The sequence below is a fragment of the Streptomyces thermocarboxydovorans genome (genome assembly GCF_039524635.1).
In the GTDB taxonomy this organism is placed as follows: Bacteria; Actinomycetota; Actinomycetes; order Streptomycetales; family Streptomycetaceae; genus Streptomyces; species Streptomyces thermocarboxydovorans.
On record NZ_BAAAGU010000001.1, the window covers coordinates 181,498 to 206,296 of the forward strand.

Sequence of the window (24,799 nt, forward strand, 5' to 3'; positions counted from 1 at the left end):
GCTTCACCGGGGAAGGGCGGGAAGATCCACGGACGCGGCGCGGTTGTTGAAACCGTGAACGACATCCGTGAGGTCGACGTGGTCGTCATCGGTGCCGGGCAGGCGGGCCTGTCCAGCGCCTATCACCTGCGGCGCACCGGCTTCGTGCCGGACCGCGACTTCGTGGTGCTGGACCACTCCCCCGGCCCCGGCGGCGCCTGGCGGTACCGCTGGCCGTCCCTGACGTACGGCAAGGTGCACGGCATGCACGCGCTGCCCGGCATGGAGCTGACCGGTGCCGATCCGGCGCGCCCCTCCTCCGAGGTGATCACCGAGTACTTCGACCGCTACGAGCGGACCTTCGATCTGCGGGTGCGGCGTCCCGTGGACGTGCGGGCCGTGCGCGAGAACGGCGACGGACGGCTGCTGGTGGAGTCGTCCGGCGGCACGTGGGCGACGCGGGCCCTGATCAGCGCCACCGGCACCTGGGACCGGCCGTTCTGGCCGCGCTACCCGGGCCAGGAGACCTTCCGGGGACGGCAGTTGCACACCGCGCAGTACCCGGGGCCCGAGGCGTTCGCCGGGCTGCGGGTGGTCGTGGTGGGCGGCGGGGCGTCGGGCACCCAGCATCTGCTGGAGATCGCGCCGTACGCGGCGAGCACCACCTGGGTGACCCGGCGCCCGCCGGTGTTCCGCGAGGGGCCGTTCGACGAGGCGGCCGGGCGGGCCGCCGTGGCCCTGGTCGAGGAGCGGGTGCGGCAGGGTCTGCCGCCGCGCAGCGTCGTCTCGGTGACGGGGCTTCCGCTCACCGACGCGGTCCGGCAGGGCATCGCCGACGGCGTCCTGGACCGGCAGCCCGTGTTCGACCGGATCACCCCGGAGGGCGTGGAGTGGAAGGACGGCCGGCGGGTCGAGGCCGACGTCATCCTCTGGGCCACGGGCTTCCGCCCGGCGGTGGACCATCTCGCCCCGCTGCGGCTGCGCGAACCGGGCGGCGGCATACGGATGGAGGGCACGCGAGTGGCCGCCGATCCGCGCATCCATCTGGTGGGCTACGGCCCGTCCGCCAGCACCATCGGCGCGAACCGCGCCGGGCGTGCGGCGGTGCGGGACATCAGACGGCTGCTCGCCGAGCAGCCGCTCGCCGCGGCGTGACGGACTGCCGGTGCGGGCCGGGGGTTTCCCGGTAGGGGCCGGGGGTTTCGCGGGTGGCACGGGGCGGTGCGCCCGCTGCCCGGCGACCGGCGCGCTCGGCAGCGGCTCACCGGCTCACCCCTTGGCCGCCTCCGCCTTCTTCTGCTCGGCGGCCTTCTTCAGTGCGGCGTCGCGCTCGGCGACATTGCGCTGGTGCTCCTTGAAGTCAGCGGTGAAGCGGGTGTCGCCGGGCTTGACCGTGACGAAGTAGAGCCAGTCGCCGGGGGTGGGGTTGATCGCTGCGCCCAGGGCCTCCTCACCGGGGTTGCCGATGGGGGTCGGCGGCAGACCCATGCGCTGGTAGGAGTTGTAGGGGCTGTCGACCTTGGTGTCGGCGGCCTTCGCGTGCAGGGTGGGCCGGCCGAGGGCGTAAGAGACGGTGGAATCCATCTGCAGCGGCATGCCGCGCTCCAGCCGGTTGAAGATCACCCGGGCCACCTTGCCCATGTCGTCCTCGGTGGAGGCCTCCGCCTGGACGATGCTGGCGATGGTGACCGCCTGGTAGACGTTCATGGCGTTGCGCTGGGCACCGGCGGCGATCGGCACCCCGTTGAACTTCCGGTGGGCGGCCTCGGCCATCTCCGCCAGGAGCTTTTCGGGGGTCGTCCCCTTCTGCAGCGGATACGTCCCGGGGAAGAGGTAGCCCTCCGGGTTGCCCTCCGCGTCGTTGGGCAGCTTGAGGCCGGCCTTGGCGAGGGACTTCTGGGTGGTGCCCGCGGGCAGGGCGAGGGCCTTGTCGACGGCGGCGTAGACCTGGCTCGCGCGCCAGCCCTCCGGGACGACCAGCGCCGCGGGGCGTGCGTCGCTCTCGTCCCCCAGGATCAGCAGCGGCACCGCCACGGCGGTGCCTGCCACGACGGCCCCGGTCGCCATGAGGGCGAGACGGCCCCGGCGCGTCAGCCGGATCGAGTTCCGTGACGGAGTGTTGGTCTGCATGCGGGCACGGTAACCCTCACATCGTCACAAACCCGGCATATCTTCATCTTGTCGGCTCCAGTTGAGCATCCCGGCGTACCAGCGCCGCGTACCGTCCGCCCCGCTCCAGCAGCTCCTCGTGCCTGCCGCGTTCGACGACCCGCCCGGAATCGAGCACCACGATCTGGTCGGCGTTGCGGACGGTGGACAGCCGGTGGGCGATGGTGATGGTGGTGCGGTTGGCCGACAGGGCGTCGATGGCCTTCTGGACGGCGGCCTCGGTCCGGGTGTCGAGGGCGCTGGTGGCCTCGTCGAGGACCAGCACCGGCGGATCGCGCAGGATGGTGCGGGCGATGGCCAGTCGCTGCTTCTCGCCTCCGGAGAAGCGGTGCCCGCGTTCGCCGACGACCGTGTCGTAGCCGTCGGGCAGGGAGGCGATGTGGTCGTGGATCTGCGCGGCCTCGGCCGCCGCGTACAGCTCCTCGTCGGTGGCGTCCGGCTTGGCGAAGCGCAGATTGTCGGCGACCGAGGCGTGGAAGAGGTACGTCTCCTGGGAGACCACGCCGACCGCGCGGGCCAGGGTGTCGAAGTCCAGTTCGCGGACGTCGACCCCGTCGAGGGTGACCCGGCCGCCCGTCACGTCGTAGAGCCGGGGCACCAGATGCCCCAGCGTGGACTTGCCCGCACCGGTCGGGCCGACGACGGCGAGGCTGGAGCCGGCGGGGACGGTGATGTCGATGCCGTCGAGCACGGTGGTGCCCTTGCCGTCGTAGTGGAACTCCACGTTCTCGAAGCGGACCTCGCCCTTGACCCGCTCCAGGCGCACCGGGTCGGGGCGTTCGGTGATGTCGACCGGCAGGTCGAGGTACTCGAAGATGCGCTGGAACAGCGCGAGCGAGGCCTGGATCTGCACGCCGGTCGACAGCAGACTCACGGCGGGCCGGAACAGCCCCTGCTGGAGCGAGACGAAGGCGACGAGCGTGCCGAGGGAGACCTCGGGGCCGCCCGCCTGGACGGCGATGCCCGCGGTCCAGTAGATGACGGCGGGCATGGCGGCCATGACGACGGTGATCACGGCCATGCGCCAGCGGCCGGCCATGTTCGACCGCACCTCCAGATCCACCAGCGCCTCGGACTCCTCCGCGAACGCCTTGGTCAGGGAGTCCGAACGGCCCATCGTGCGGCCCAGCAGGATGCCGCTGACGGACAGCGACTCGGTGACCGTGGCGGCCATCGCCGCCATCTGCTTCTGGCGCTGGGTGGTGATTCTCTTGCGTTCGTCGCCGACCCGGCGGCTGATCCACACGAACACCGGCAGCAGGGCCAGCGAGACCACCGTCAGCCGCCAGTCGAGGGCGAGCATCGCCACGACGGTCGCCACCACGCCGGTGAGGTTGGAGACCAGGGAGGTGGCGGTGGAGGTGACCGTGGCCTGCATGCCGCCGATGTCGTTCGCGATGCGGGACTGGACCTCGCCGGTGCGGGTGCGGGTGAAGAAGGCCAGCGACATCCGCTGCAGCCGGCCGTAGACGGCGGTGCGCAGATCGTGCATGACGCGCTGCCCGACCGTGGTGGAGATCAGCGTCTGCAGGACGCCGAACACGCTGGTGAGGACCGCGCTGAGGATCATGCCGAGGGCGAGCAGGCTGAGCAGCCCGGTGCGGCCCTCGGGGAGCGCCACGTCGAGGATCGCCTTCAGCAGGAACGGGGAGGCGACGGTGACCAGCGACGAGGCGCAGACGAGCAGACCGACGAGCGCCAGCCGGCCGCGGTAGGGGCGGAAGAGACGCAGGATGCGCCGGACCTGCCGGGGCTGGTGGCCCTGCGTGTCGTCGGGCGGGGGCGGGATCACTGGGCCGTGGTCGGGGTGCATGGTCTCCTTCGGCTCGGGCGGGGCGGGGCGAGGGGATCAATGGGAGCCTAGCTCATTGTTACCTATGCTCATAATGAACTCCGTCCTGATATTGTCTGCGCATGACCTCCCCCGATCCCGACGGCCTGCTGGCCGAGCAGCTGCTTCGGCTCACCCGCCGGGTGCACCGCATCCAGAAGCATCACCTGGAGCGGCGCGAACTCGGCATCACCCCGGCCCAGTCACGGCTGCTGCGCACCCTCGCGCACTACGGCTCACCGCCGCGCATGGCGGATCTCGCCGAGCGGCTGGAGGTGGTGCCCCGGGCGGTGACCACGCTGGTCGACGGGCTGGAGGCGAGCGGCAAGGTGCGGCGGGTGCCGGATCCGGACAATCGGCGGGTGATCCGGATCGAGCTGACCGACGAGGGACGGGCCGCGCTGCGGGAGCTGCGCGCGGCACGCAGGTCCGCCGCCGAGGAGATCCTCGCCCCGCTGGGGGACCAGCAGCGCAAGGTCCTGGGCGAACTGCTCGACACCCTGGTCGACGGGACGGCAGCTCCGCCCTGAGCCCACGGCCCGGTTGGTCCCGGGTCCGGCCGGTTCGGGTCCCGGCCGGTTCCGGGTGGCGGGCGGAAAAACCGGTTGCCCGCCCGCACGCGGCGAGGTCAACCTGTCACGGCTTGCAGCCACTGTCTGCCCCTGCTCCGAGCCCTGGGACCTCATGCGTATTCAAGATCTTCCGTTTCCCGATCCGGGTGTGCCCGACGCGCGCTCGGGCCCCCGGCTCCTGTGGTGGCTCTTCCGCAACCAGCTGTCCGGGCAGCTCGTCGCCCTCGCCTGGGGTCTGCTGCATTTCGCCTCGGTGGCCGCGCTGCCGTTCTGCGTGGGCGCGGCCGTGCAGGCCGCCGTCGACCGCTCGGGCGACCGGCTCGCGCTGGCGGGCGGCCTGCTGGCACTGATCTGCGCCGGCAATGCGATCGGTGACACCTTCCTGCACCGGGCCGCCGTCACCAACTGGATCACCGCCGCCGCCCGCGTCCAGCAGCTGCTGGCACGCAAGGCCGCCGTCCTCGGTGCCGCACTGACGCGGCGGGTCGCGGCCGGTGAGGTGGTGGCCGTGTCCACCGGTGACGTCGAGAAGATCGGCTGGTTCGTGGAGGCTCTCTCGCGGTTCACCGCGGCGGCGGTCACCATCGTGCTGGTCGCCGCGGGCCTGCTGATCCACCAGCCGGCGCTCGGTGTCGTCGTCGCCGTGGGCGTGCCGGTGCTGGCCTGCGCGGTGCTGCCGCTGCTGCCGCACGCCACCCGGCGGGCCGATGTGCAACGCGCGAAGGCGGGGCGGGCCACCGAACTCGCCTCCGACACCGTGGCCGGGCTGCGGGTGCTGCGCGGCATCGGCGGCGAGGAACTCTTCCTCGACCGCTACCGGCGCGCCTCCCAGGAGGTGCGGCACGCCGCGGTGCGCAGCGCCCGCATGTGGTCGCTGATCGCCGCGATCCAGGTGCTGCTGCCGGGGCTGCTGCTGATCGGCGTCGTCGGCTACGGCGTGCACCTCTCCCGCCAGGGCCGGATCGAGGTCGGTGAACTGGTCACCGTCTACAGCTCCGTCATGCTGCTCGCCTACCCCCTGCGCCACGTGGTGGAGATCGCCATGGCCTACTCCTTCTCCAAGCCCTCGGCCCGGCGGGCCGCGCGGGTGCTGGCGCTGGAGCGGGCCATGGACGCCGCGGGTTCGCTGCCCGAGCAGTCCGTGTCCGGCGATCTGTACGACCCGGAGACGGGTCTGTGCGCCCCGTCCGGCCGGCTCACCGCCGTGGTGTGCGGGGACCCCGACGCGGCCGGGAGGCTGGCCGAGCGGCTCGGCGGGCATGCGGCCCAGCCGGGCGCCTCGGTGCTGCTCGGCGGCGTGCCGCTCGACGAGCTGCCGCTGGACAGCGCCCGCCGGGCGGTCCTGGTCCAGGACAAGGACCCGGTGCTGCTGTCCGGGACGCTGCGCGAGCTGCTCGACGTACCCGCATCCGGGCAGGTCGATCCGCAGGCCGCGCTGGAGGCCGCACAGTGCGAGGACGTGCTGGCGGCGCTGGTGCAGGGATCGCTGGACGTCCGGGACCCGATGGACGCGCGGCTCACCGAGCGCGGGCGGTCGCTGTCGGGCGGCCAGCGCCAGCGGCTCGCCCTGGCCCGGTCGCTGGTCGCCGACCCGGAGGTGCTCGTCCTGGACGAGCCCACCTCGGCCGTGGACTCGCACACCGAGGCCCGTATCGCCCGGGGGCTGCGCGATCTGCGGTCCGGGCGGACGACGGTGGTCTTCACGTCCTCGCCGCTGCTGCTGGACCGGGCCGACCGGGTGGTGTTCCTGCACGAGGGCACGGTGGTGGCGGCCGGCACCCACCGCGAGCTGGTGCACACCGAGCCCCGGTACCGGGCGGTGGTGACCCGGGAGACCGAGGACGAGGCCCGGCACGAGGACCGGCGCGGCACCCGGGCGGGCCGCGGGGCGGCGCCGGAAGTGCTGCACCGGCTGGAGACGTTCGAAGCGCTCGAGGAACTCGAAGAGATCGAGGAGACGGCATGATCGGCGTGGCGCCCCCGGCCCACGACCCGGCGGCCCCGACCACGGCCGGCACCCTGCCGGTGGGTGCCCCCGCCACCGTCCGCGCGTACGTCGGCGAACTGCTGCGCCGGCACCGCCGGGCCTTCCTGCTGCTGATCACCGTGAACGCGGTCGCGGTGATCGCCTCGATGGTGGGGCCCTACCTGCTCGGCACCCTGGTCGAGCGGGTCTCGGGCGGGGCGCGGGAGCTGCATCTGGAGCTCACGGCGGGTCTGTTCGTACTCGCGCTTCTCGTGCAGGCCGTGTTCGTGCAGCAGATGCGGCTGCGCGGGGCGATGCTCGGTGAGCGGATGCTGGCCGACCTGCGCGAGGACTTCCTGGTGCGGTCGGTCGGGCTGCCGCCCGGGGTGCTTGAGCGGGCCGGCACGGGTGATCTGCTGTCCCGGATCACCACCGACATCGACCGGCTCGGCAACGCCATGCGCGAGGCCGTGCCGACGCTGACCATCGGCGTGGTGTGGGCCGCGCTGCTGCTGGGCGGTCTGGTGGTCACCGCGCCCGAGCTGGCGCCGGCCGTGCTGGTGGCCGTGCCGCTGCTGGTGGCCGGGTGCCGCTGGTACTTCCGGCGGGCGTCCTCCGCCTACCGGTCGGAGGCCGCCGGTTACGCCGCCGTGGCCGCCGCGCTCAGCGAGACCGTGGACGCCGGGCGGACCGTGGAGGCGCACCGCCTCGGCGAGCGCCGGGTGGCGCTGTCGGACCGGCGGATCAGGGAGTGGACGGCGTGGGAGCGCTACACGCTCTGGCTGCGGTCGGTGCTCTTCCCGGTCGTCAACATCACCCATGTGACCGTGCTCGGCTCGGTGCTGATGATCGGCGGGGTGTTCGTCCTGCGGGGCTGGATCGGGGTGGGCCAGCTGACCACCGGCGCGCTGATCGCCCAGATGCTGGTCGAGCCGGTCGGGCTGATCCTGCGCTGGTACGACGAGCTGCAGGTGGCGCAGGTGTCGCTGGCCCGGCTGGTCGGGGTGCGGGACATCGAACCCGACGCCGGTGACGCCACGCTCGCGCCCGACGGGCGGCAGGTGCGGGCGGAGGAGGTCCGCTTCGGCTACCGCGAGGGCGTGGACGTGCTGCGCAAGGTGTCGCTGGAGGTCGCGCCCGGCACGCGGATGGCCCTGGTGGGCCCCTCCGGGGCGGGCAAGTCGACGCTGGGGCGGCTGCTGGCCGGCATCTACGAGCCGCGCGACGGCTCGGTCACCCTGGGCAGCGCGGAGCTGAGCCGGATGACCGCGGAGCAGGTCCGGTCGCATGTGGCGCTGGTCAACCAGGAGCATCACGTCTTCGTGGGCTCCCTGCGCGACAACCTGCGGCTCGCCCGGACCGACGCGCAGGACACCGAGCTGTGGGCGGCGCTTCGCGCGGTCGACGCGGACGGCTGGGCCCGCGCGCTCGCCGGCGGACTCGACACCGAGGTCGGCTCCGGCGGAGTGGCGCTCACCCCGGCCCAGGCCCAGCAGGTCGCGCTGGCCCGGCTGGTGCTCGCCGATCCGCACACGCTGGTCCTGGACGAGGCGACGTCCCTGCTCGACCCGCGCGCGGCCCGGCATCTGGAGCGGTCCCTGGCCCGCGTCCTGGACGGCCGCACGGTCGTCGCCATCGCGCACCGGCTGCACACCGCCCACGACGCGGACGTGATCGCCGTCGTCGAGGACGGCCGGATCAGCGAGCTGGGCAGCCACGAGGAACTGGTCGCGGCGGACGGCGCCTACGCGGCGTTGTGGCGGTCCTGGCACGGGTGAGGCGAACGCCGGACCGGTGGGGCGGACTCCTTTTGGGACCCGTCCCGCCGGCTGCCCGGCCCTCGGTGCGAGCCGGCGGGCCGGGGCGGCCCGTGCCCCGGGCCCCCGGAAGGCGCGGGCGTGCCGTGTGACCCCCTGTGCGGCAGTCGTGCCGTTGCGCGGTGCCGAAGCGGGGTGGAAGGCTGGAGTCAGGCATTGGCTCGGGGAACGGCCGGCACCCCGGAGAAGGGGCCGGCGGCGCCATTGCCCCGTGCAGAGGCGGCCCGGTGCGGGCCACGGCGGGAACAATCCTGTCCCCGACCCCTGGAGGTACCCGTGAGCAGCGCCGACGGATGGGGAGACGACGTCTACCAGCCCGACGCGTCCGAGATCCAGGACGACGCCGGACTTCTCGACGCCGAGGACACCCTGGAGGACGACGGCGTCGCCGACCCCCTGGACCAGGGCTGGTCCCCGCCCGAGCGACCGTGGGCGGTGGAGCACCGCGGGGTGACCGCGGCCGAGCGCCTCGAGGGCGAGACGCTCGACGAGCGGCTCGCCGAGGAACTGCCCGATCCCGCCGCCCCCGACGGCGACGGTCTCGGCGACTGCGACGGCACCGACGGCGAACTCCTCGACAACGAGGTCGGCGCGATCCGCTCCGGCCGGCTGGTGGCCCCCGACGAAGGGGCGCACGAGGACGAGGAGGAAGCCCTGGTCGCCCGGGACGTCGGCATCGACGGCGCGGCCGCCTCCGCCGAGGAGGCCGCCGTGCACATCGTCGACGAGGACTCCCTGCCCGGCTGACCTCCGGCACCCGGCCGGCCGCCCAGCCCTGCCCGCCGGCCCGACCGGCCGGACCACCCCGAACAGGGAGCAGCCATGCAGCAGGACAAGCACCCCGATTACCACCCGGTCGTCTTCCGCGACCGCGCCGCCGGGTACGCCTTCCTCACCCGGTCCACCGCGAAGAGCGACCAGACCATCGAGTGGGACGACGGCAAGACCTACCCCGTGGTGGACGTGGAGATCTCCTCCGAGAGCCACCCCTTCTACACGGGCAAGGCCCGCACCGTGGATACGGAGGGACGCGTCGCCCGCTTCGAGCGCCGGTACGGCGGCGAGGGCGGGGCAGCCGGCTGAGGCCGCCCCCGGCGGGGCACAGCTCGAATCACTCGGGTCACCCGGCAGGGCATCGACTGGATCCCTCAGATTTCTCAGATCACGTTGAGCGCGGCCGCGCCGCCCACTCCGCCGAGCACCATGAACGCCGGCATCAGCACCTTCAGCTCGACCCAGCTGCCCGCGCGGAACCGCATCGCCTTCGGCGGCCCGACCGGGTACCAGCGCTTGCGGCCCACCGGTATCGGCCACAGTATCGGGCAGCCGGACACCGTCAGCGCGTCCCCGATGTCGTGCACCAGCGCGCCCAGCACGATCGGCAGTCCCAGCCACAGGTACTCCTGGCCCGGCGCGGTGAACAGCCAGTCGGAGCCGTTGCCCGGCTGATCCAGGACACCCGCGAGGATCCAGGAACTGGTCGCGGCCAGCAGCCACACCAGGACGTCGCTGCTGGAGCCCCGGGTCGCCCGCCACAGCAGCCCCTCGATGGCGAGCACCATGTGCACGAAGAGGATCCCCAGCACCGCCCAGCGCCCGCCGAAGATCGCCAGCGCCGAGGTGCCGGTGCCGATCAGCACTGCCCACAGCCAGGTGTGGGTGAGCGTGCGGTGGCCGCCGGACCTGCGCGGATCGCCCTGCATCTTGGTGGCCTTGTAGACGGCGTAGGAGAGCTTGTCGACGATCTCGCACAGCCAGCGGGACAGCGGTCCGAAGGACCGTGAGATGGTCGCCGCCTTGTGGTCGAGGTCGGGGGCGAGCGCGGCCCCCGCGCAGATCAGCGCGCCCGCCAGCAGCACCGGCCAGGGCATGGGACGTCCGGCCGCGGCACTCGCCGCACCGACGCCGAGCCAGGCCGCGGCGCCCGAAAGTGAGTGTGCTGGTCCCATCATCGCCGTTGCCCGCCCCGTTCCTCGTGTACCGCCGGCCCGCTCGCCGGCTCTGCTTCCCCTCTGCCGACGGCACAGCGTAGCGTTCGCGATCTTCGTACCCGCATCCGATTCCCGGTTCCGGTGGGCGGGCAGGCAAGATGGGGGCGTGACCCTCATCGATCAGCTGCCGCCGACCGCCGACCCCGACGCCCTGTACGAAGCCTTCGAGTCGTGGGCGCAGGAGCGGGGTCTCACGCTCTACCCCCACCAGGAGGAGGCGCTGATCGAGGTGGTGTCCGGGGCGAATGTGATCGTCTCGACGCCCACCGGCTCCGGCAAGAGCATGATCGCCGCCGGGGCCCACTTCGCCGCGCTGGCCAGGGACGAGGTCACCTTCTACACGGCACCCATCAAGGCGCTGGTGTCGGAGAAGTTCTTCGAGCTGTGCAAGCTGTTCGGCACCGAGAACGTCGGCATGCTCACCGGCGACGCCTCCGTCAACGCGGACGCTCCCGTCATCTGCTGCACGGCCGAGGTGCTGGCGTCGATCGCGCTGCGCGACGGCCGGCAGGCGGACGTCGGCCAGGTCGTGATGGACGAGTTCCACTTCTACGCCGAGCCGGACCGCGGCTGGGCCTGGCAGATCCCGCTGCTGGAGCTGCCGCAGGCTCAGTTCGTGCTGATGTCGGCGACCCTGGGTGATGTGTCCTTCTTCGAGAAGGACCTCACCCGCCGCACCGGCCGCCCGACGGCGGTGGTCCGCTCGGCGACCCGGCCCGTGCCGCTGTCCTACGAGTACCGCTACACCCCGCTGACCGAGACGCTCACCGATCTGCTCGAGAACCGTCAGGCGCCGGTGTACATCGTGCACTTCACCCAGGCGCAGGCGGTGGAGCGGGCGCAGGCGCTGATGAGCATCAACATGTGCTCCCGCGAGGAGAAGGAGCAGATCGCCGAGCTGATCGGCAACTTCCGCTTCACCACCAAGTTCGGCCGCAATCTCTCGCGTTACGTGCGCCACGGCATCGGCGTGCACCACGCCGGCATGCTGCCCAAGTACCGGCGCCTGGTGGAGAAGCTCGCCCAGGCGGGCCTGCTGAAGGTGATCTGCGGGACGGACACCCTGGGTGTGGGCGTCAATGTGCCCATCCGCACGGTGCTGTTCACCGCGCTGACCAAGTACGACGGCAACCGGGTGCGGACCCTGCGCGCCCGTGAGTTCCATCAGATCGCGGGCCGCGCCGGACGGGCCGGCTTCGACACTGAGGGCTTCGTGGTCGCGCAGGCGCCCGAGCATGTCATCGAGAACGAGAAGGCGCTGGCGAAGGCGGGCGACGACCCGAAGAAGCGCCGCAAGGTGGTACGCAAGAAGGCTCCCGAGGGGTTCGTCGGCTGGAGCGACAAGACCTTCCAGAAGCTCATCGACTCCGAGCCGGAGCCGCTGACGTCCCGGTTCCGGGTGACGCACACGATGCTGCTGTCGGTGATCGCCCGTCCCGGCAACGCCTTCGAGGCGATGCGCCGTCTGCTTGAGGACAACCACGAGCCGCGCAAGCAGCAGCTGCGGCACATCCGGCGCGCGATCGCCATCTACCGCTCGCTGCTGGACGGCGGCATCGTGGAGAAGCTGGACACCCCGGACGCCGAGGGCCGCATCGTGCGCCTGACCGTGGATCTCCAGCAGGACTTCGCGCTGAACCAGCCGCTGTCCACCTTCGCGCTGGCCGCGTTCGAGCTGCTGGATCCCGAATCGCCGTCGTACGCGCTGGACATGGTGTCCGTGGTGGAGTCCACGCTGGACGACCCGCGCCAGATCCTCGTCGCCCAGCAGAACAAGGCGCGCGGCGAGGCGGTCGCCGCCATGAAGGCGGACGGTGTCGAGTACGAGGAGCGCATGGAGCGCCTCCAGGACATCACCTACCCGAAGCCGCTGGAGGAGCTGCTCTTCCACGCGTACAACACCTACCGCAAGAGCCACCCGTGGGTCGGTGACCATCCGCTGTCGCCGAAGTCGGTGGTGCGGGACATGTACGAGCGGGCGCTGTCCTTCACCGAGCTGGTGTCCTTCTACGAGCTGGCCCGCAGCGAGGGCATCGTGCTGCGCTACCTCGCCAGCGCCTACAAGGCGCTGGAGCACACCGTCCCGGACGACCTGAAGTCGGAGGATCTGCAGGATCTGATCGCCTGGCTGGGCGAGATGGTGCGCCAGGTCGACTCGAGCCTGCTGGACGAGTGGGAGCAGCTGGCCAACCCGGAGGAGATGACCGCCGAGGAGGCGCAGGAGAAGGCCGACCAGGTCAAGCCGGTCACCGCCAATGCGCGCGCCTTCCGCGTGCTGGTGCGCAACGCGATGTTCCGCCGGGTGGAGCTCGCCGCGCTGGACCGGGTGGAGGAACTGGGCGAGCTGGACGCCGAGTCGGGCTGGGACGCGGACGCCTGGGCCGAGGCGATGGACAAGTACTGGGACGAGTACGAGGAGCTGGGCACCGGCCCCGACGCCCGCGGTCCCAAGCTGCTGCTGATCGACGAGGAGCCGGAGAACGGACTGTGGCGGGTCCGGCAGATCTTCGACGACCCCAACGGGGACCACGACTGGGGCATCAGCGCCGAGGTCGATCTGGCCGCCTCCGACGCCGAGGGCCGCGCGGTCGTGCGGGTCACCGACGTCGGCCAGCTGTGACACGGGAGTACCGCAGCCATGACGAACCCTGCCGAACGGCTTGTCGACCTGCTCGATCTGGAGCAGATCGAGGTGAACATCTTCCGGGGCCGCAGTCCGCAGGAGTCGCTGCAGCGGGTCTTCGGCGGTCAGGTGGCCGGCCAGGCGCTGGTCGCCGCGGGGCGCACCACGGACGGCGACCGGCCCGTGCACTCGCTGCACGCGTACTTTTTGCGCCCCGGGCGGCCGGGTGTGCCCATCGTGTACATGGTGGAACGCGTGCGGGACGGGCGGTCGTTCACGACCCGCCGGGTCACCGCGGTGCAGCAGGGCCGCACGATCTTTCATCTCACCGCTTCCTTTCATCAGCCCGAGCAGGGAAGTTTTGAACATCAGCTGCCGCCGGCGCGGGAGGTGCCGGACCCGGAGTCGCTGCCGACGGTCACGGACGAGATCCGGGAGCATCTGGGCACATTGCCGGAGCAGTTGGAGCGGATGGCCCGCCGTCAGCCCTTCGACATCCGCTATGTGGACCGGCTGCGCTGGGACCCCGAGGAGGTGAAGGGCGCCGCGCCGCGCAGCGCGGTGTGGATGCGGGCGGTCGGCCCGCTCGGTGACGACCCGCTGGTGCACACCTGCGCGCTCACCTACGCCAGTGACATGACCCTGCTGGATGCCGTCCGCATCCCGGTCGAACCCCTGTGGGGGCCGCGGGGCTTCGACATGGCGTCGCTGGACCACGCGATGTGGTTCCACCGGCCGTTCCGCGCGGACGAGTGGCTCCTCTACGACCAGGAGTCGCCCATCGCCACGGGCGGACGGGGCCTGGCCCGTGGGCGGATCTACGACCGCGAGGGGCGGATGCTGGTGTCCGTCGTGCAGGAGGGTTTGTTCCGCGCGCTGTAGATCACCGGTCGCCGCCCCGGCGCCACCGGCGGCCGAGGCATTCCCGCAGTCTGCCCAGTGGCCGGTCCGGCTCCCCCGCAGCCGTGCACACGGCCCGGCGAGAGCGTGGCGCCGGCCTGGGTGCCGGACGGTGCTCGCGTGCCTCGGCCACCAGCCCCGCCAGCTCTGCCCGCAACCAGGCGATCTCGTCCTCGTCCTGCGCGGTCGTCAGCTCTTCGGCGAGCCGGACGGCGGAGGGCCCCGATGCCCCGCCGATCGGGGGCGCCGCGCGGAATGTGCTCAGATGGGAGCGCTCGTAGGGGTTTTTGACCACCTCGGCGACCTGCAGCGGGTCGAGCAGCGACGCCACGGCTCCAGCGCGGCCCCAGGGGTCGCCGTCGGCCAGGCGGAGCAGGCATCCCAGGTGCCGGTTGCGCCAGTTGCGCGGCCGCACGTCGAGGTCGGAGTCGAGCCCGCCGCCGAGGGCACCGGGTGGGCGGCCGGTGAGCAGCTCGGCGTTCTCCTCGGCGGCGGCGAACTGGCGCAGCTCCTCGGCCAGATAGAGCCAGTCGACGGCCCCGTGCGGGCCGAGCGTGAACCGCACCGGAACCAGCAGACCGAGCCGGGCCAGGCGGGTGAAGCGGCCCTCGGTCACCTTCATCAGGGCGGCGCCTCGTGCGGCGCCCACCGTCTCCACGCCGGCGCGCAGCGCTTCGGGGAAGCCGGGCCGGGCGCGGAGCCTCGCGATCTCGGTACGGGCGACCGCGCGGCCGCCGCCTCCTCCGCCGACGGGCCGGGTGCGGATGCGGCCGAGCCGCACCGCGAGGTCGAACTCGTGGTGCTCGAGGCCGAGCTCCCGCGCCGCACGGCTCGGCTCGAGCCAGGTGTCGCGGATGGGCCTGGGGCGCTCGGCGGCGACGGGCGGCAGGACGGACGTGACGGTGTTTCCGGACATGATGGTCTCCCCCGTGGGACGTGTGCAGCCGGGCGCCGGGTGCGCCCGCCGGAAAAGACCGTAGCCGAATTGTCACTCTCCGTGTCGACCCTGTGGATAACTCCGCCCACGCCCACAAATGTGCAGGTCAGAGCCGTGCGGAGGCCGAGGTCAGAGGGCGGGCCCGGGGTCTGCGGCGGGCCGCCTCGCGTCCACGTCCAGATGCTCGCCGACCCGGTTGACCAGCAGGGTCATCTCGTAGGCGATCTGCCCGATGTCGGCCTCGGCGCCGCTGAGCACGCACAGACAGCTGCCACTGCCCGCGGCGGTGACGAAGAGGACCGCGTCGTCGAACTCGACCATCGTCTGGCGCACCGACCCCGCGCCGAAGTGACGACCCGACCCCTTGGCGAGGCTGTGCAGTCCGGAGGAGACCGCGGCCAGGTGCTCGGCGTCCTCACGCCGCAGCCCGGTGCTCGAACCCGTCACCAGCCCGTCGTTGGACAGGATCAGTGCGTGCCGTACGTGTTCGACCCGCTCCGCCAGGTCGTCCAGCAGCCAGTCGAGTCCCTGGTTCTGCGCCATGATGCGCGCCCTCCCCGTGTGTTCTCCCCGCGCCAGCCTTCCCCACCTGCGGGCGCCGAGCAAGCAGGATGGAGCCATGGCAGAGAAGATGACCGACGAGGAATGGCGGGCGTTCGTCTCGCACGGGACCCGCACCGGCAAGCTGTGCACCGTCCGGGCGGACGGCAGCCCTCATGTGGCGCCGATCTGGTTCCTGCTGGACGGCGACGAGCTGGTGTTCAACACCGGGGCGCGGACGGTGAAGGGGCGCAATCTGGCGCGGGACGGCAGGGTCGCCCTGTGCGTGGACGACGAACGGCCGCCGTTCGCCTACGTGATCCTGCACGGCCGGGCGCGTTTCGTGGACGACCCCGTCGAGCTGCGGCGCTGGGCGGCCAGGATCGGCGGACGCTACATGGGCGAGGACCGCGCGGAGGAGTTCGGGGAGCTCAACGGCGTGCCCGGCGAACTGCTGGTCCGCGTCACCATCGACAAGGTGCTGGCGGAGAAGAAACTGGCGGACTGACGGCGGGGCCCGGGGCACGGATCACCGGCTGCTCGAACCAGGCACCACACAGAAAATCCGGGGCCACACAGAAAGGCTGAAGGATGCAGGACGACCCGAAGAACGCGCCGACCGACACGATCCTCCCCTCCCCCCGGGTGGAGGCCCTCGAGGCGTACACCGCCGCCGACCTGCGCGACATGGCCGGGGACGACCGCGATCCGTTCGAGGTCTCCGCACACGGCCGGAGGGGACCGCCGTTCGAACCACCGGTCCCCTCCGGCAGAATCCCCTGCCTCACCCCACCGAGTCGAGCAGCCGGGCGGTGTGCCGGCGGCCGGCGTACTCGACGAGGCGGATGAGCACCTCCTTGCCCGACTCGCGTTCGCGGGCGTCGCACAGCACCACGGGCGTTCCGGCGTCCAGGTCCAGCGCACGGCTGACGTCCTGCGGGGCGTGGCGGCGCGCTCCGGCGAAGCAGTTGGCGGCGACCACGAACGGGATGGCCCGGTGCTCGAAGTAGTCGACCGCCGGGAAGCAGTCCTCCAGGCGCCGGGTGTCGGCGAGGACCACCGCGCCGAGGGCACCCTGGGCCAGCTCGTCCCACAGGAACCAGAAGCGGTCCTGTCCCGGGGTGCCGAAGAGGTACAGGGACAGCCCGGAGCGGATGGTGATGCGGCCGAAGTCCATGGCGACGGTGGTGGTGGACTTCTGGTCCACGCCGCCGGTGTCGTCGACCAGCTGGCCCGCCTCGCTCAGCATCTCCTCGGTGCGCAGCGGCCTGATCTCGCTGACCGCGCCGACCAGGGTGGTCTTGCCCACGCCGAAACCGCCGGCGACCAGTATCTTCAGCGCCAGTGCGGTCGGTTCGCCGCCGGGGGTGTCGGGGTGCTCAGGGGCCATGGATCACTTCTCTCTCGAGTGCCGGCCGCGGTCGGCAGGGGTACGGGGCGGTCGCGGGTGCGGCGGGTGGCACCGCGCGGCTCGGGAACGGGGGCGGGCGGCTACAGGGCCCGCAGTCCGGCGATCACCTCGCGGAGGATGCGTTCGTCCGGCAGGTGCGCGGGCGGCACGGGCCTGCTGACGGTGACACAGCCGCGTTCCACCAGGTCGCCGAGGAGGACGCGGACCACGCCGACGGGCAGGTCCGCGCCCGCGGCGAGTTCGGCGACCGACTGGGTCTCCGGCCGGCACAGCTCGATCAGGGTGCGGTGTTCCGGTCCGAGCGCCGGGTCGTCGATGCCGGGGGCCGCCGGGTCGAGGGTGACCAGGGCGATCAGGTCGAAGTGCACGCCGGTCACGGCGGGCCTGGTGCGTCCGCCGGTCATGGCGTAGGGGCGGACGAGGGGCCCGGCCTCCTGGTCGTACCACTGGCTGCCGGGCTCGCTCGGGAAGCCGGTCGTGTGCTCGGTCATCGGCTCGGGCCGCTTTTCTCTCCTCATCCGGCGGGGGTGGGCCGCGCGCCGGCGCGGGGCGCGGTGTACAGGTGCTCGCCGACGCGTTTGACCAGCCGTGCCATCTCGTAGGCGACGAGGCCGATGTCGGCGGTGACGGCGGTGAGGACGGCGAGGCAGGAGCCCTCTCCGGCGGCGGCCACGAAGAGGAAGGCGTCGTCCATCTCCACCATGGTCTGGCGCACTCCGCCGGCCCCGAAGTGCCGGCCCGCTCCCTTGGCGAGGCTGTGGAATCCGGAGGCGACGGCCGCCAGGTGCTCGGCGTCCTCCCGGCCGAGGCCGGTGGAGGCGCCCACGGCGAGCCCGTCGTTGGACAGCACCACGGCGTGCCGGACGTCGGCGACGCGGGACACCATGTCGTCCAGCAGCCAGTCGAGTTCACCGGTCCGCCGGGTGCCTCGCCTGCTGGGGTCCTGGATCATGCGGGGTCTCCTTCACTGCCGTCGTGCTGCCTGTGGGGGCCGGGTGCGCCGCCGCGGCCGGGTTGTCTGCCGCCGCCGCGCGCCCAGCCGGCGCGGTACGCCGCCATGCGGTCCCGTACGAGTTCGGGGGTGCGCTCGTCCTCGTCGTGCCGGGCCGGGGCGGGTGTGCCGGGGCGGTGCTCGCGCAGTTGCGGGGCGAGGCTGGCCTGCCGTACGCGGCGCGGGAGGTCGTCGGAGCCGGCCGGCTCCTGCGGGGGACGGTGCAGGCGTAAGGGGGCGGCTCCCTGGGGTGGGTTCGGGGCGGCGGTGTCCGTCGCGTCGGTCGGGGGTGCCGCGGGGGCCACCAGTGAGGGCCGCTGGTCCGGGGCGGGTACGGCCCGCTGCCGCGGGAGGTCGCGGGACATCCGCGCGTGCGTGGCCCCGTCGCCGGCGACGGAGACGAACGCGCGCTCCTCGGCCGGGCGGGCCGGGCGGATCTCGCCCGGGGAGCGGTCCTCGGTGCTGTCGTTCAGCAGGCTGGTGGGCAGCAGGACGACCGCGGTGGTGCCGCCGTAGGGGGAGGTCTTCAGGTGCACCTTGATGTCGTGCCGGGCGGCGAGCCTGCTGACCACGAACAGGCCGAGCCGGTCGCTGTCGAAGAGGTCGAGCGCCTCGGACTGGATGCGGCGGTTGGCCTCGGCGAGGGACTCCTTGCCCATGCCGAGTCCCCGGTCCTCCACCTCGATGGCGTATCCGTTGCCGACGGGTTCGCCGGTGACCCGCACGCGGGTGTGCGGCGGGGAGAACTGGGCGGCGTTCTCGATGAGTTCGGCGAGCAGGTGGGTGAGGTCGGCGACGGCCGCTCCGACGACGGAGGCCTCGGGCAGCTGGCGCACCTCCACCCGGGCGTAGTCCTCGACCTCGGAGACGGCGGCGCGCACCACGTTGGTGAGGGAGACCGGCATGCGCCAGGCGCGGCCGGGTGCCGCCCCGGAGAGGATGATCAGGCTCTCCGCGTGGCGCCGCATCCGGGTGGTGAGGTGGTCCAGGCGGAACAGGTCGCTCAGCTCGCCCGGGTCGTCGGAGCGGCGCTCCATGCTGTCCAGCAGGCTCAGCTGACGGTGCACCAGGACCTGGCTGCGGCGGGCCAGGTTGACGAAGACCCCGGAGATGCCGCCGGCGAGTTCGGCGCGCTCCACGGCGGCGTGCAGCGCGGCCCGGTGCACGGTGCCGAGGGCCTCGGCGACCTGGCCGGTCTCGTCCTGCGCGGGCGGTCCGGGCGGGGCCTCGGCGTCGATGTCGATCTCCTCGCCGGCCCGGAGCCTGCGCATGGCCTCGGGGAGTTTGCGGCGGGCGATCTCCAGGGCGTCGTTGCGCAGCCGCACCAGTTCGACGACCAGGCCGCGGCCGATGCGCACCGAGATGACGAGGGAGGCGGCGACCGCGGCGAGGCCGAAGAGCACGGCGGCGCCCGCCGGGGTGAGCAGTCCGCAGGTGAGCGGGTCGGCGCGGCGGGCGACGCCCCGGCCGGCCTCGTCCTCGATGGCCCGCATGCCGTCGCGGACGCGGGTGTGGGCGGCGTTCCAGGTGCGGGCCGGTGCCGCCTGGACGGCCCGGGTGCCGGTACCGCCGGAGAGCACCTTGTCCTCGGTGGCGGCGAGGGCGGCGTAGGCGTCGCCGCGGGCGAGTTCGTCCCAGGCGGTGCGTTCCGGGCCGCGCAGGTCGGCGACGGTGCGGGGCAGTTCCTGGCCGTAGGCGACGGTGCCGTTGTCGCCGAGTTTCAGGCGGGCGACGGCCCGGTCGGTGGCGCGGGCGCGCTCGGTCAGATCCCCGTCAGCGACGGAGGACGCGTCGGAGACACGGCGCACCGCGACTGAACGTTCCGCCTGGAGGGCGGCGACGGCCGCGGCGAGCGGGGCGCGGACCTTGGCGTCGACGCGCTGGATCTGGCGGAGTTCGGCGATGTCCTGGGCGGTGGTGACCGTGGCGTGGCCCCACAGGGCGAGCAGGGAGACCACGGGCACCATCAGCAGGCAGACGATCTTGGCGCGCACGGTGCGCGGTCCGCTGAGCCTCCGTCCGGCACGCGCGGGTGCCGCGGTGCCCCGCGGGTCCGGGCCTTCGTCGGCGGGCGGTCCGGCGTGGGCGCGCCGGCCGCGCCGGGGCGGTGGGGGCGGCGCTTCGGCGCGGGCCGTGGGGCTCCTACGGGGTGGGCGCATGAACTCCTCGCTCGAGGGTGGTCGGGGCGGGCCTGTCGCCGTATCGGTGCCGCACCGGTGCCGTGCCGCGCCGCCGGGTGCGGTCCGGGGACGGCGGGTACGGGTGCGGTCCGGGGACGGCGAGTACGGGTGCGGGAGGACGGCGGGTAGGGGTGCGGGACGACGGCGGGTACGGGTGCGGTCAGAAGGTGGCGGGTTCGACGGGCCGCTGGGCCGAGGCCGAGCTCTCGCGCTCGTTCGCGGTCGGCGACAGGGCGACGAAGGCCGAGGTGATGAACAGGTAGGACCCGAGGCCGACCGCGAGCGGGAAGATGAACTGCATCGCCGTGGCCCCGGGCAGGGCGTCTCCGGAGGGCGTGACGCGGACGCTGACCGCGAGCATTCCGGTGTAGTGCATGCTGGTGACCGCCGCGCCCATGATCAGTGAGGCGACGGTGACCGCGACGGGCGACTTGATGTTGAGCGCCGCCCACAGCGCGGCGGTGGCCGCGACGACGGCGATCAGCACGGACACGCCGACGAGCACCGGGTCGTAGCTCACCTCGCCGTGCAGGCGCACCGCCGCCATGCCGAGGTAGTGCATGCTCGCGACGCCGAGGCCGGTGGTGAGGCCGCCGAGCAGCAGCGCCCGGCCCCGGTCGCGGCTGTAGCCGACGGCGAACACGCCGGCCCAGACGACGAGCATGGCGACCAGCAGGCTGGCGATGGTCAGAGGTACGTCGTAGCGGAGCTCGGTGCCGCTGACGCCGAAGCCGAGCATGGCCACGAAGTGCATGGTCCAGATGCCGGTGCCGATCGCCGAGGCGGCGGTGATCAGCCAGTTGCGGCGGGAGCGGCCGGTGGTGGCGAGGGCGCGGACGGTGCAGCGCAGTCCGAGGGCGGCGCCGGTGCAGGCCATCACATACGACAGCACGGGGGTAAGCCACCCCAGGGCGGCGTGGTCCAGGTGTCCCATGGCTCCGGGACGCTAGGGGTGCGTGGGCGCACGAAGGGGGCGCGTTTCGAAAGGTGCTGGAATATGACACCGAAATGCACCGGAACGATCGCCTCGCGCTCGAACGTGCGCGCAGCGGCGTCCTCCGTACCGGTGAGGGATCATGCGGAACATGAGCGACGACCACACACGTGTCCAGGAGTTCTTCGCCGCGCGGGCCGCCGACTGGGAGCGGCGCTTCCCCGGCGACGGTCCCGTCTACGAGGCGGCGGTCGCCGAGCTGGGACTGCGGCCGGGCGACCGGGTGCTGGACGCCGGCTGCGGCACCGGGCGGGCCCTGCCGCCGCTGCGTGCCGCCGTGGGCCACTCGGGCGTGGTCATCGGGGCCGATCTCACTCCGGAGATGCTGCACGAGGCGGTCCGGAAGGGCCGGGACCGGGACGGGGTGCTGCTGCTCACCGATGTGGCCGCGCTGCCGCTGCGCTCCGGTTCGCTGGACGCGGTGTTCGCGGCGGGGCTGATCGCCCATCTGCCCCGGCCGGCGGAGAACCTGCGGGAGCTGGCGCGCGTGGTGCGGCCCGGCGGCGTGCTGGCGCTGTTCCATCCCGTCGGGCGGGCGGCGCTCGCGGCGCGCCAGGGACGGCAGATCACTCCGGACGATCTGCGCGCCGAGCACAATCTGCGCCCGCTGCTGGCCGGTTCGGGCTGGCGCATGACCTCGTACGTCGACCGGGACGACCGATTTCTGTCGCTGGCGGTGCGTACGCCCTGAGCGCCCGCGGTCGCCCTCTTCTGCGACGGCGCTTCCAACTCTACGTTGAGGGAGAGGAGATGCACGGTCGGCGAGGGCAACCGCTCAGCGGGAGGGTGGACCGATGTGGGGCAGGGTTCGCAAGTTCGGCGGCAGAGTGATCGGCAGTCTGCGCACCGAGGAGCGGCCGGCGCGGCGGGAGCGTCCGCACAACCTCTTCGAGGCCGCGGCGGCGTACGTCTCGGCCTGCGCGGAGGACGACCAGGAACGCATCGAGGAGGCGGCGGGCTGGGTGTCGCCCGAGGCGCTGTCGTTCGGGGTCAATGAGCTGGCGTGCCGGGCCGTGATCGCGCTGGCCCGGGAGCGCGACGAGTCCCCGCGGACGGTCGCACGGTCGCTGCTGGGGCTGCCGGCCGTCTGATTCGTCCCCGGCGCATGGCCGATTCGCCCCGTCCGGCAGGAAAACTGCAGCTCCGGCAGTGCGGGCCGGGTCGTGACAAGGGGCTCGGGGTCGGCATAGGGTGCGCGCCGATGGACGAACCGATGGGGAGGCTGGGATGGCCGGGACGGACGAGGAAGCCGTCGCCGCCGAGGACGACGCGCTCTATGTGCTCACGGCGGTGCTGCTGACGCCGGCGAAGTTCCCGAGTGTGCTGGGCGACGACTATCCGGAGGCGTGCGCGGCGCTCGATCTGCCTCCCGTGGCCGACGGCTACGGGCTGGTTCTCGGCCAGGACGGCGAGGGCGCCCGGTGGACCGTGGTGGTCGACGACGTCTCCCTGGTCGCGGTCGCGATCGCCTCCTGGGACTGCGGCATGGAGCACGACCTCTCGCCGGACGAGCGCACGGTGGTCACGGCGCTGCCCGGCTGGCCCCTCGCGGTCGCCGTGGCGGCCCCGAACGTGCCCGCGCCGCACGACCCGGACCCGGAGATCGCCGGCCGTCCGCCGCTGACCCCGCCGGACACCAGCGTCTGGGGCCCGGCCCAACGGCGCCTGGGCGCCGACGAGATCGCCCAGCAGTGGGCCACCTGGCGCGAACAGGTCGACGACAGCACGTTCGTGATGCCGGGAGAGGGCGCCACGGCTGCGGCGGAGGACGGCGGGAGCACCGGTTCCGAAGGCTCGGAGGGTGCGGACGCCGGGAGTGACGGCGACTCCGGCGACGCCCCCGGTGAGGCACGGCAGCCGCGTCATCCCGGCATCCGGCGGGTCCTGGCCGAGGCGCGCGCGTACATCGACGCACCGCCGCCGCTCGGACGCGTCCGTTCCTCCTTCGCCCCCGGCGGGGCACGCACACTGCGGGCCGACGGCCCCGGCTGGTCCCTCGTGGCCCGCACGGACGACATCGCCTTCGTCCTGCTCGACGACGAGCCCAACGAGGTCCTCCCGGTGGGCCGCGGAAAGGAACTGCCGGGGTTGCTGGAGGCACTCGACAAGATTGCGGTGCGGCCTCTCTGAGGGCGGCGGCGGTTGGCGGTGCCGCATGGCTGAGGACGGGCCGAGGGTTGTGGTGCGGCCTGCCCGCAGACGCGGCGAGGACGGCGGGCCGGGCCTCCGGCCGCGCCAGGTTGACGGGCAACGGGATCGGACTCACACACTCGGACTCACCAGGGAGCCCACACCGCAGGTGTTTGGAACCGCCACGGTCAGGCGCCGTGCCATGTGGTGCCGAACCATCGCTGACAGCCGGACGGGATTCCACCATGGGGCAGCCGTACGCAGCGGCAGCTGCCCTCTTCCCGCGTTCCGTCCCTCTCGGAGGCCGTCATGCGCCCGTACCGTGGCGTTCCGTTGCTCGCTCTCGCCCTCACCTCGGTCGCCCTGACCGGTCCGGCTCCGTCCGCCGCGGCGGCGGACGGCCACTGTGACCGTCAGGAGCGCGTCCGGGTGCCGGGCGCGGCCCATCAGCGCAGCGCCTGTCTGGCCGATCTGACCACGACGGGGCTCGCCGGCACCCCGTACACCGACATGGCCGACCAGGCGGGCCTCACGGCCGCGGACACCCGCTCCCCCGCCGGTGTCCCCGGGGTCCAGATCGACGGTTACTTCCCGGACTCCTCCCGCTTCAACAACACCCACGGCTGGAAGCACGACGCGCAGTTCGTGATCCGGCTGCCGGACCGCTGGAACGGCGGACTGGTCGTCACCGGGGCTCCCGGCACCCGCAAGCAGTACGCCACGGACAAGGCGATCTCCGACCAGGTGCTGGCGCGCGGCTACGCGTACGCCGCGACCGACAAGGGCAACAGCGGAGTCGACTTCTACCGGGACGGCCGCCGGCCCGGCGACGCGATCGCCGAGTGGAACATGCGGACCACCCAGCTCACCCGTGCCGCCCGGAAGGCCGTCGCCCGGCGATACGGCCACGCCCCGCGCCGCACCTACATCACCGGGATCTCCAACGGCGGTTACCTCACCCGCTGGCAACTGGAGAACCATCCCGAGCTGTACGACGGCGGGGCGGACTGGGAAGGCGCGCTCTGGACCGCCGACGGGCCCAATCTGCTCACCTCACTGCCGACCGCGGTGGCCCGCATGCTGGGCGGGGCGCGGGACCAGGATCTGCACGCGGTGGGCTTCGCACCGGGCTCGGAGTTCCTGTGGCCGTACCACGAGAAGGCGTACTGGGGCCTGACCCAGAAGATCTACCGGGCCGAGTTCGACCCTTCCTACGACTCCGCCTGCCCGGGTCCCTCCGCCGGGAGCACCACGGAGGAGATCCTCGCCCCGTGCGCCTCCGACGCCGCCTACGACTACGCCGGGCGCCCCGCCTCCGTGCACCGCGCGGTGGCCCGGGTGTCGCTGAGCGGACGCATCGGCAGGCCGCTGATCACTCTGCACGGCGATCTGGACGCCCTGCTGCCCAAGGCGGCCGACTCCGATGTCTACGCCCGCATGATCGAGGCGCGCGGACGCGGCGGACTGCACCGCTACTACACGGTGCAGGGTGGTACCCATGTGGACGGGCTCTACGACACCTATCCGGACCGGCTGCGGCCGATCCTGCCCTGCCACCGGTCGGCCTTCGACGCCCTGGTCGCCTGGGTGGAGCGTGGAGTCCGGCCGCCCGAGGACCACACGATCACCCGGCCCGCGGACGGCGACGTGGTCAACTCCTGCGCGCTGGGAGGTGACGGGACGGCAGCACGCTAGTGCTGTGACCGCATAGGTTCGCCGGGTTGGTGGTTGGGGCGGTTGGATGAACGGTGACGTTCGATCCGACTGC

At 72.8% G+C, this 24,799-nt stretch carries 23 protein-coding genes; 13 read left to right on the plus strand and 10 right to left on the minus strand.

Features of this window, described 5'->3' with window-relative positions; all coding sequences use genetic code 11:
- The first annotated feature begins 54 nt into the window (after positions 1-54).
- The gene (locus ABD198_RS00865; protein ID WP_343997309.1) at positions 55-1,134 is read left to right on the plus strand and encodes an NAD(P)-binding domain-containing protein; all 1,080 of its coding nucleotides are present in this window, start codon (positions 55-57) and stop codon (positions 1,132-1,134) included.
- Between the two features lie 114 nt (positions 1,135-1,248).
- Here the strand turns inward: ABD198_RS00865 and mltG are convergent, their stop codons facing one another.
- Together mltG and ABD198_RS00875 are read right to left on the minus strand one after the other, a co-directional pair.
- Positions 1,249-2,109, minus strand: a complete 861-nt coding sequence (mltG, locus tag ABD198_RS00870) for an endolytic transglycosylase MltG (RefSeq protein WP_343997310.1) — start codon at positions 2,107-2,109, stop codon at positions 1,249-1,251.
- A gap of 43 nt (positions 2,110-2,152) precedes the next feature.
- On the minus strand, positions 2,153-3,961 hold the full coding sequence (locus ABD198_RS00875; RefSeq protein WP_343997311.1) for an ABC transporter ATP-binding protein: 1,809 nt from the start codon (positions 3,959-3,961) through the stop codon (positions 2,153-2,155).
- Between the two features lie 101 nt (positions 3,962-4,062).
- On the opposite strand from ABD198_RS00875, the gene ABD198_RS00880 reads away from it, so the two are divergent.
- The 5 genes from ABD198_RS00880 to ABD198_RS00900 all read left to right on the plus strand — a co-directional run bounded on the left by ABD198_RS00880 (position 4,063) and on the right by ABD198_RS00900 (position 9,417).
- Positions 4,063-4,509 (plus strand): MarR family winged helix-turn-helix transcriptional regulator, encoded by a 447-nt coding sequence (locus ABD198_RS00880; protein ID WP_343997312.1) that lies wholly within the window; start codon positions 4,063-4,065, stop codon positions 4,507-4,509.
- A 154-nt stretch (positions 4,510-4,663) separates the two neighbouring features.
- On the plus strand, positions 4,664-6,517 hold the full coding sequence (locus ABD198_RS00885) for an ABC transporter transmembrane domain-containing protein (protein WP_343997313.1): 1,854 nt from the start codon (positions 4,664-4,666) through the stop codon (positions 6,515-6,517).
- Positions 6,514-8,295 carry an ABC transporter ATP-binding protein gene (locus ABD198_RS00890; protein ID WP_343997314.1) on the plus strand — a complete coding sequence of 594 codons (1,782 nt, stop codon included), beginning with the start codon at positions 6,514-6,516 and terminating at the stop codon, positions 8,293-8,295. The genes ABD198_RS00885 and ABD198_RS00890 overlap by 4 nt, the downstream gene beginning before the upstream one ends.
- A 315-nt stretch (positions 8,296-8,610) precedes the next feature.
- Positions 8,611-9,081 carry a DUF5709 domain-containing protein gene (locus ABD198_RS00895; protein ID WP_343997315.1) on the plus strand — a complete coding sequence of 157 codons (471 nt, stop codon included), beginning with the start codon at positions 8,611-8,613 and terminating at the stop codon, positions 9,079-9,081.
- A 75-nt stretch (positions 9,082-9,156) separates the two neighbouring features.
- The gene (locus ABD198_RS00900) at positions 9,157-9,417 is read left to right on the plus strand and encodes a type B 50S ribosomal protein L31 (protein ID WP_343997316.1); all 261 of its coding nucleotides are present in this window, start codon (positions 9,157-9,159) and stop codon (positions 9,415-9,417) included.
- Between the two features lie 74 nt (positions 9,418-9,491).
- Here ABD198_RS00900 and ABD198_RS00905 read toward each other — a convergent pair whose 3' ends face one another.
- Positions 9,492-10,286 (minus strand): metal-dependent hydrolase, encoded by a 795-nt coding sequence (locus tag ABD198_RS00905; protein ID WP_343997317.1) that lies wholly within the window; start codon positions 10,284-10,286, stop codon positions 9,492-9,494.
- Positions 10,287-10,431: 145 nt separating this feature from the next.
- Between ABD198_RS00905 and ABD198_RS00910 the strand changes: the two genes are divergently transcribed.
- Entirely contained in the window at positions 10,432-12,945 is a 2,514-nt protein-coding gene (locus tag ABD198_RS00910) for a DEAD/DEAH box helicase (protein WP_343997318.1), read from the plus strand.
- 18 nt (positions 12,946-12,963) lie between these two features.
- Positions 12,964-13,830 (plus strand): acyl-CoA thioesterase, encoded by an 867-nt coding sequence (locus ABD198_RS00915; RefSeq protein ID WP_343997319.1) that lies wholly within the window; start codon positions 12,964-12,966, stop codon positions 13,828-13,830.
- Position 13,831: 1 nt separating this feature from the next.
- On the opposite strand, the gene ABD198_RS00920 is transcribed toward ABD198_RS00915, so the two are convergent.
- Together ABD198_RS00920 and ABD198_RS00925 are read right to left on the minus strand one after the other, a co-directional pair.
- Entirely contained in the window at positions 13,832-14,764 is a 933-nt protein-coding gene (locus ABD198_RS00920; RefSeq protein WP_343997320.1) for a DUF6397 family protein, read from the minus strand.
- Positions 14,765-14,914: 150 nt separating this feature from the next.
- The gene (locus tag ABD198_RS00925) at positions 14,915-15,328 is read right to left on the minus strand and encodes a roadblock/LC7 domain-containing protein (protein ID WP_343997322.1); all 414 of its coding nucleotides are present in this window, start codon (positions 15,326-15,328) and stop codon (positions 14,915-14,917) included.
- Between the two features lie 76 nt (positions 15,329-15,404).
- Between ABD198_RS00925 and ABD198_RS00930 the strand changes: the two genes are divergently transcribed.
- On the plus strand, positions 15,405-15,833 hold the full coding sequence (locus ABD198_RS00930) for a PPOX class F420-dependent oxidoreductase (protein ID WP_343997323.1): 429 nt from the start codon (positions 15,405-15,407) through the stop codon (positions 15,831-15,833).
- 276 nt (positions 15,834-16,109) lie between these two features.
- On the opposite strand, the gene ABD198_RS00935 is transcribed toward ABD198_RS00930, so the two are convergent.
- The 5 genes from ABD198_RS00935 to ABD198_RS00955 all read right to left on the minus strand — a co-directional run bounded on the left by ABD198_RS00935 (position 16,110) and on the right by ABD198_RS00955 (position 20,841).
- Positions 16,110-16,715 carry a GTP-binding protein gene (locus ABD198_RS00935; protein WP_343997324.1) on the minus strand — a complete coding sequence of 202 codons (606 nt, stop codon included), beginning with the start codon at positions 16,713-16,715 and terminating at the stop codon, positions 16,110-16,112.
- Positions 16,716-16,816: 101 nt separating this feature from the next.
- Positions 16,817-17,227: a DUF742 domain-containing protein gene (locus ABD198_RS00940; RefSeq protein WP_343997325.1), complete on the minus strand. Its 411-nt coding sequence runs from the start codon at positions 17,225-17,227 to the stop codon at positions 16,817-16,819.
- 23 nt (positions 17,228-17,250) lie between these two features.
- Positions 17,251-17,688, minus strand: coding sequence for a roadblock/LC7 domain-containing protein (locus ABD198_RS00945; protein WP_343997326.1), 438 nt, complete (start codon positions 17,686-17,688; stop codon positions 17,251-17,253).
- Positions 17,685-19,886 (minus strand): sensor histidine kinase, encoded by a 2,202-nt coding sequence (locus ABD198_RS00950; RefSeq protein WP_343997327.1) that lies wholly within the window; start codon positions 19,884-19,886, stop codon positions 17,685-17,687. Before ABD198_RS00950 ends, ABD198_RS00945 begins: the two co-directional genes overlap by 4 nt.
- A gap of 181 nt (positions 19,887-20,067) precedes the next feature.
- Positions 20,068-20,841 (minus strand): MHYT domain-containing protein, encoded by a 774-nt coding sequence (locus ABD198_RS00955; RefSeq protein ID WP_343997328.1) that lies wholly within the window; start codon positions 20,839-20,841, stop codon positions 20,068-20,070.
- A gap of 151 nt (positions 20,842-20,992) precedes the next feature.
- On the opposite strand from ABD198_RS00955, the gene ABD198_RS00960 reads away from it, so the two are divergent.
- From ABD198_RS00960 to ABD198_RS00975, 4 genes are all read left to right on the plus strand, one after another.
- On the plus strand, positions 20,993-21,592 hold the full coding sequence (locus ABD198_RS00960; RefSeq protein WP_343997329.1) for a class I SAM-dependent methyltransferase: 600 nt from the start codon (positions 20,993-20,995) through the stop codon (positions 21,590-21,592).
- 103 nt (positions 21,593-21,695) lie between these two features.
- Positions 21,696-21,992, plus strand: a complete 297-nt coding sequence (locus ABD198_RS00965; protein ID WP_343997330.1) for a hypothetical protein — start codon at positions 21,696-21,698, stop codon at positions 21,990-21,992.
- Between the two features lie 136 nt (positions 21,993-22,128).
- On the plus strand, positions 22,129-23,031 hold the full coding sequence (locus ABD198_RS00970; protein ID WP_343997331.1) for an ICP22 family protein: 903 nt from the start codon (positions 22,129-22,131) through the stop codon (positions 23,029-23,031).
- Positions 23,032-23,340: 309 nt separating this feature from the next.
- Positions 23,341-24,726, plus strand: coding sequence for a tannase/feruloyl esterase family alpha/beta hydrolase (locus ABD198_RS00975; protein WP_343997332.1), 1,386 nt, complete (start codon positions 23,341-23,343; stop codon positions 24,724-24,726).
- Positions 24,727-24,799: the final 73 nt, after the last annotated feature.

Excerpts from the sequence above, each read along its gene's own strand:
- ABD198_RS00940 (WP_343997325.1), bottom strand. The coding sequence starts at position 17,227 with ATGACCGAGCACACGACCGGCTTCCCGAGCGAGCCCGGCAGCCAGTGG.
- ABD198_RS00905 (WP_343997317.1), bottom strand. The coding sequence starts at position 10,286 with ATGATGGGACCAGCACACTCACTTTCGGGCGCCGCGGCCTGGCTCGGC.
- ABD198_RS00900 (WP_343997316.1), top strand. The coding sequence starts at position 9,157 with ATGCAGCAGGACAAGCACCCCGATTACCACCCGGTCGTCTTCCGCGAC.
- ABD198_RS00960 (WP_343997329.1), top strand. The coding sequence starts at position 20,993 with ATGAGCGACGACCACACACGTGTCCAGGAGTTCTTCGCCGCGCGGGCC.
- ABD198_RS00885 (WP_343997313.1), top strand. The coding sequence starts at position 4,664 with ATGCGTATTCAAGATCTTCCGTTTCCCGATCCGGGTGTGCCCGACGCG.
- ABD198_RS00945 (WP_343997326.1), bottom strand. The coding sequence starts at position 17,688 with ATGATCCAGGACCCCAGCAGGCGAGGCACCCGGCGGACCGGTGAACTC.
- ABD198_RS00930 (WP_343997323.1), top strand. The coding sequence starts at position 15,405 with ATGGCAGAGAAGATGACCGACGAGGAATGGCGGGCGTTCGTCTCGCAC.
- ABD198_RS00955 (WP_343997328.1), bottom strand. The coding sequence starts at position 20,841 with ATGGGACACCTGGACCACGCCGCCCTGGGGTGGCTTACCCCCGTGCTG.
- ABD198_RS00920 (WP_343997320.1), bottom strand. The coding sequence starts at position 14,764 with ATGTCCGGAAACACCGTCACGTCCGTCCTGCCGCCCGTCGCCGCCGAG.
- ABD198_RS00915 (WP_343997319.1), top strand. The coding sequence starts at position 12,964 with ATGACGAACCCTGCCGAACGGCTTGTCGACCTGCTCGATCTGGAGCAG.
- ABD198_RS00875 (WP_343997311.1), bottom strand. The coding sequence starts at position 3,961 with ATGCACCCCGACCACGGCCCAGTGATCCCGCCCCCGCCCGACGACACG.
- ABD198_RS00925 (WP_343997322.1), bottom strand. The coding sequence starts at position 15,328 with ATGGCGCAGAACCAGGGACTCGACTGGCTGCTGGACGACCTGGCGGAG.
- ABD198_RS00935 (WP_343997324.1), bottom strand. The coding sequence starts at position 16,715 with ATGGCCCCTGAGCACCCCGACACCCCCGGCGGCGAACCGACCGCACTG.
- ABD198_RS00965 (WP_343997330.1), top strand. The coding sequence starts at position 21,696 with ATGTGGGGCAGGGTTCGCAAGTTCGGCGGCAGAGTGATCGGCAGTCTG.
- ABD198_RS00880 (WP_343997312.1), top strand. The coding sequence starts at position 4,063 with ATGACCTCCCCCGATCCCGACGGCCTGCTGGCCGAGCAGCTGCTTCGG.
- ABD198_RS00890 (WP_343997314.1), top strand. The coding sequence starts at position 6,514 with ATGATCGGCGTGGCGCCCCCGGCCCACGACCCGGCGGCCCCGACCACG.
- ABD198_RS00950 (WP_343997327.1), bottom strand. The coding sequence starts at position 19,886 with ATGCGCCCACCCCGTAGGAGCCCCACGGCCCGCGCCGAAGCGCCGCCC.
- mltG (WP_343997310.1), bottom strand. The coding sequence starts at position 2,109 with ATGCAGACCAACACTCCGTCACGGAACTCGATCCGGCTGACGCGCCGG.
- ABD198_RS00975 (WP_343997332.1), top strand. The coding sequence starts at position 23,341 with ATGCGCCCGTACCGTGGCGTTCCGTTGCTCGCTCTCGCCCTCACCTCG.
- ABD198_RS00970 (WP_343997331.1), top strand. The coding sequence starts at position 22,129 with ATGGCCGGGACGGACGAGGAAGCCGTCGCCGCCGAGGACGACGCGCTC.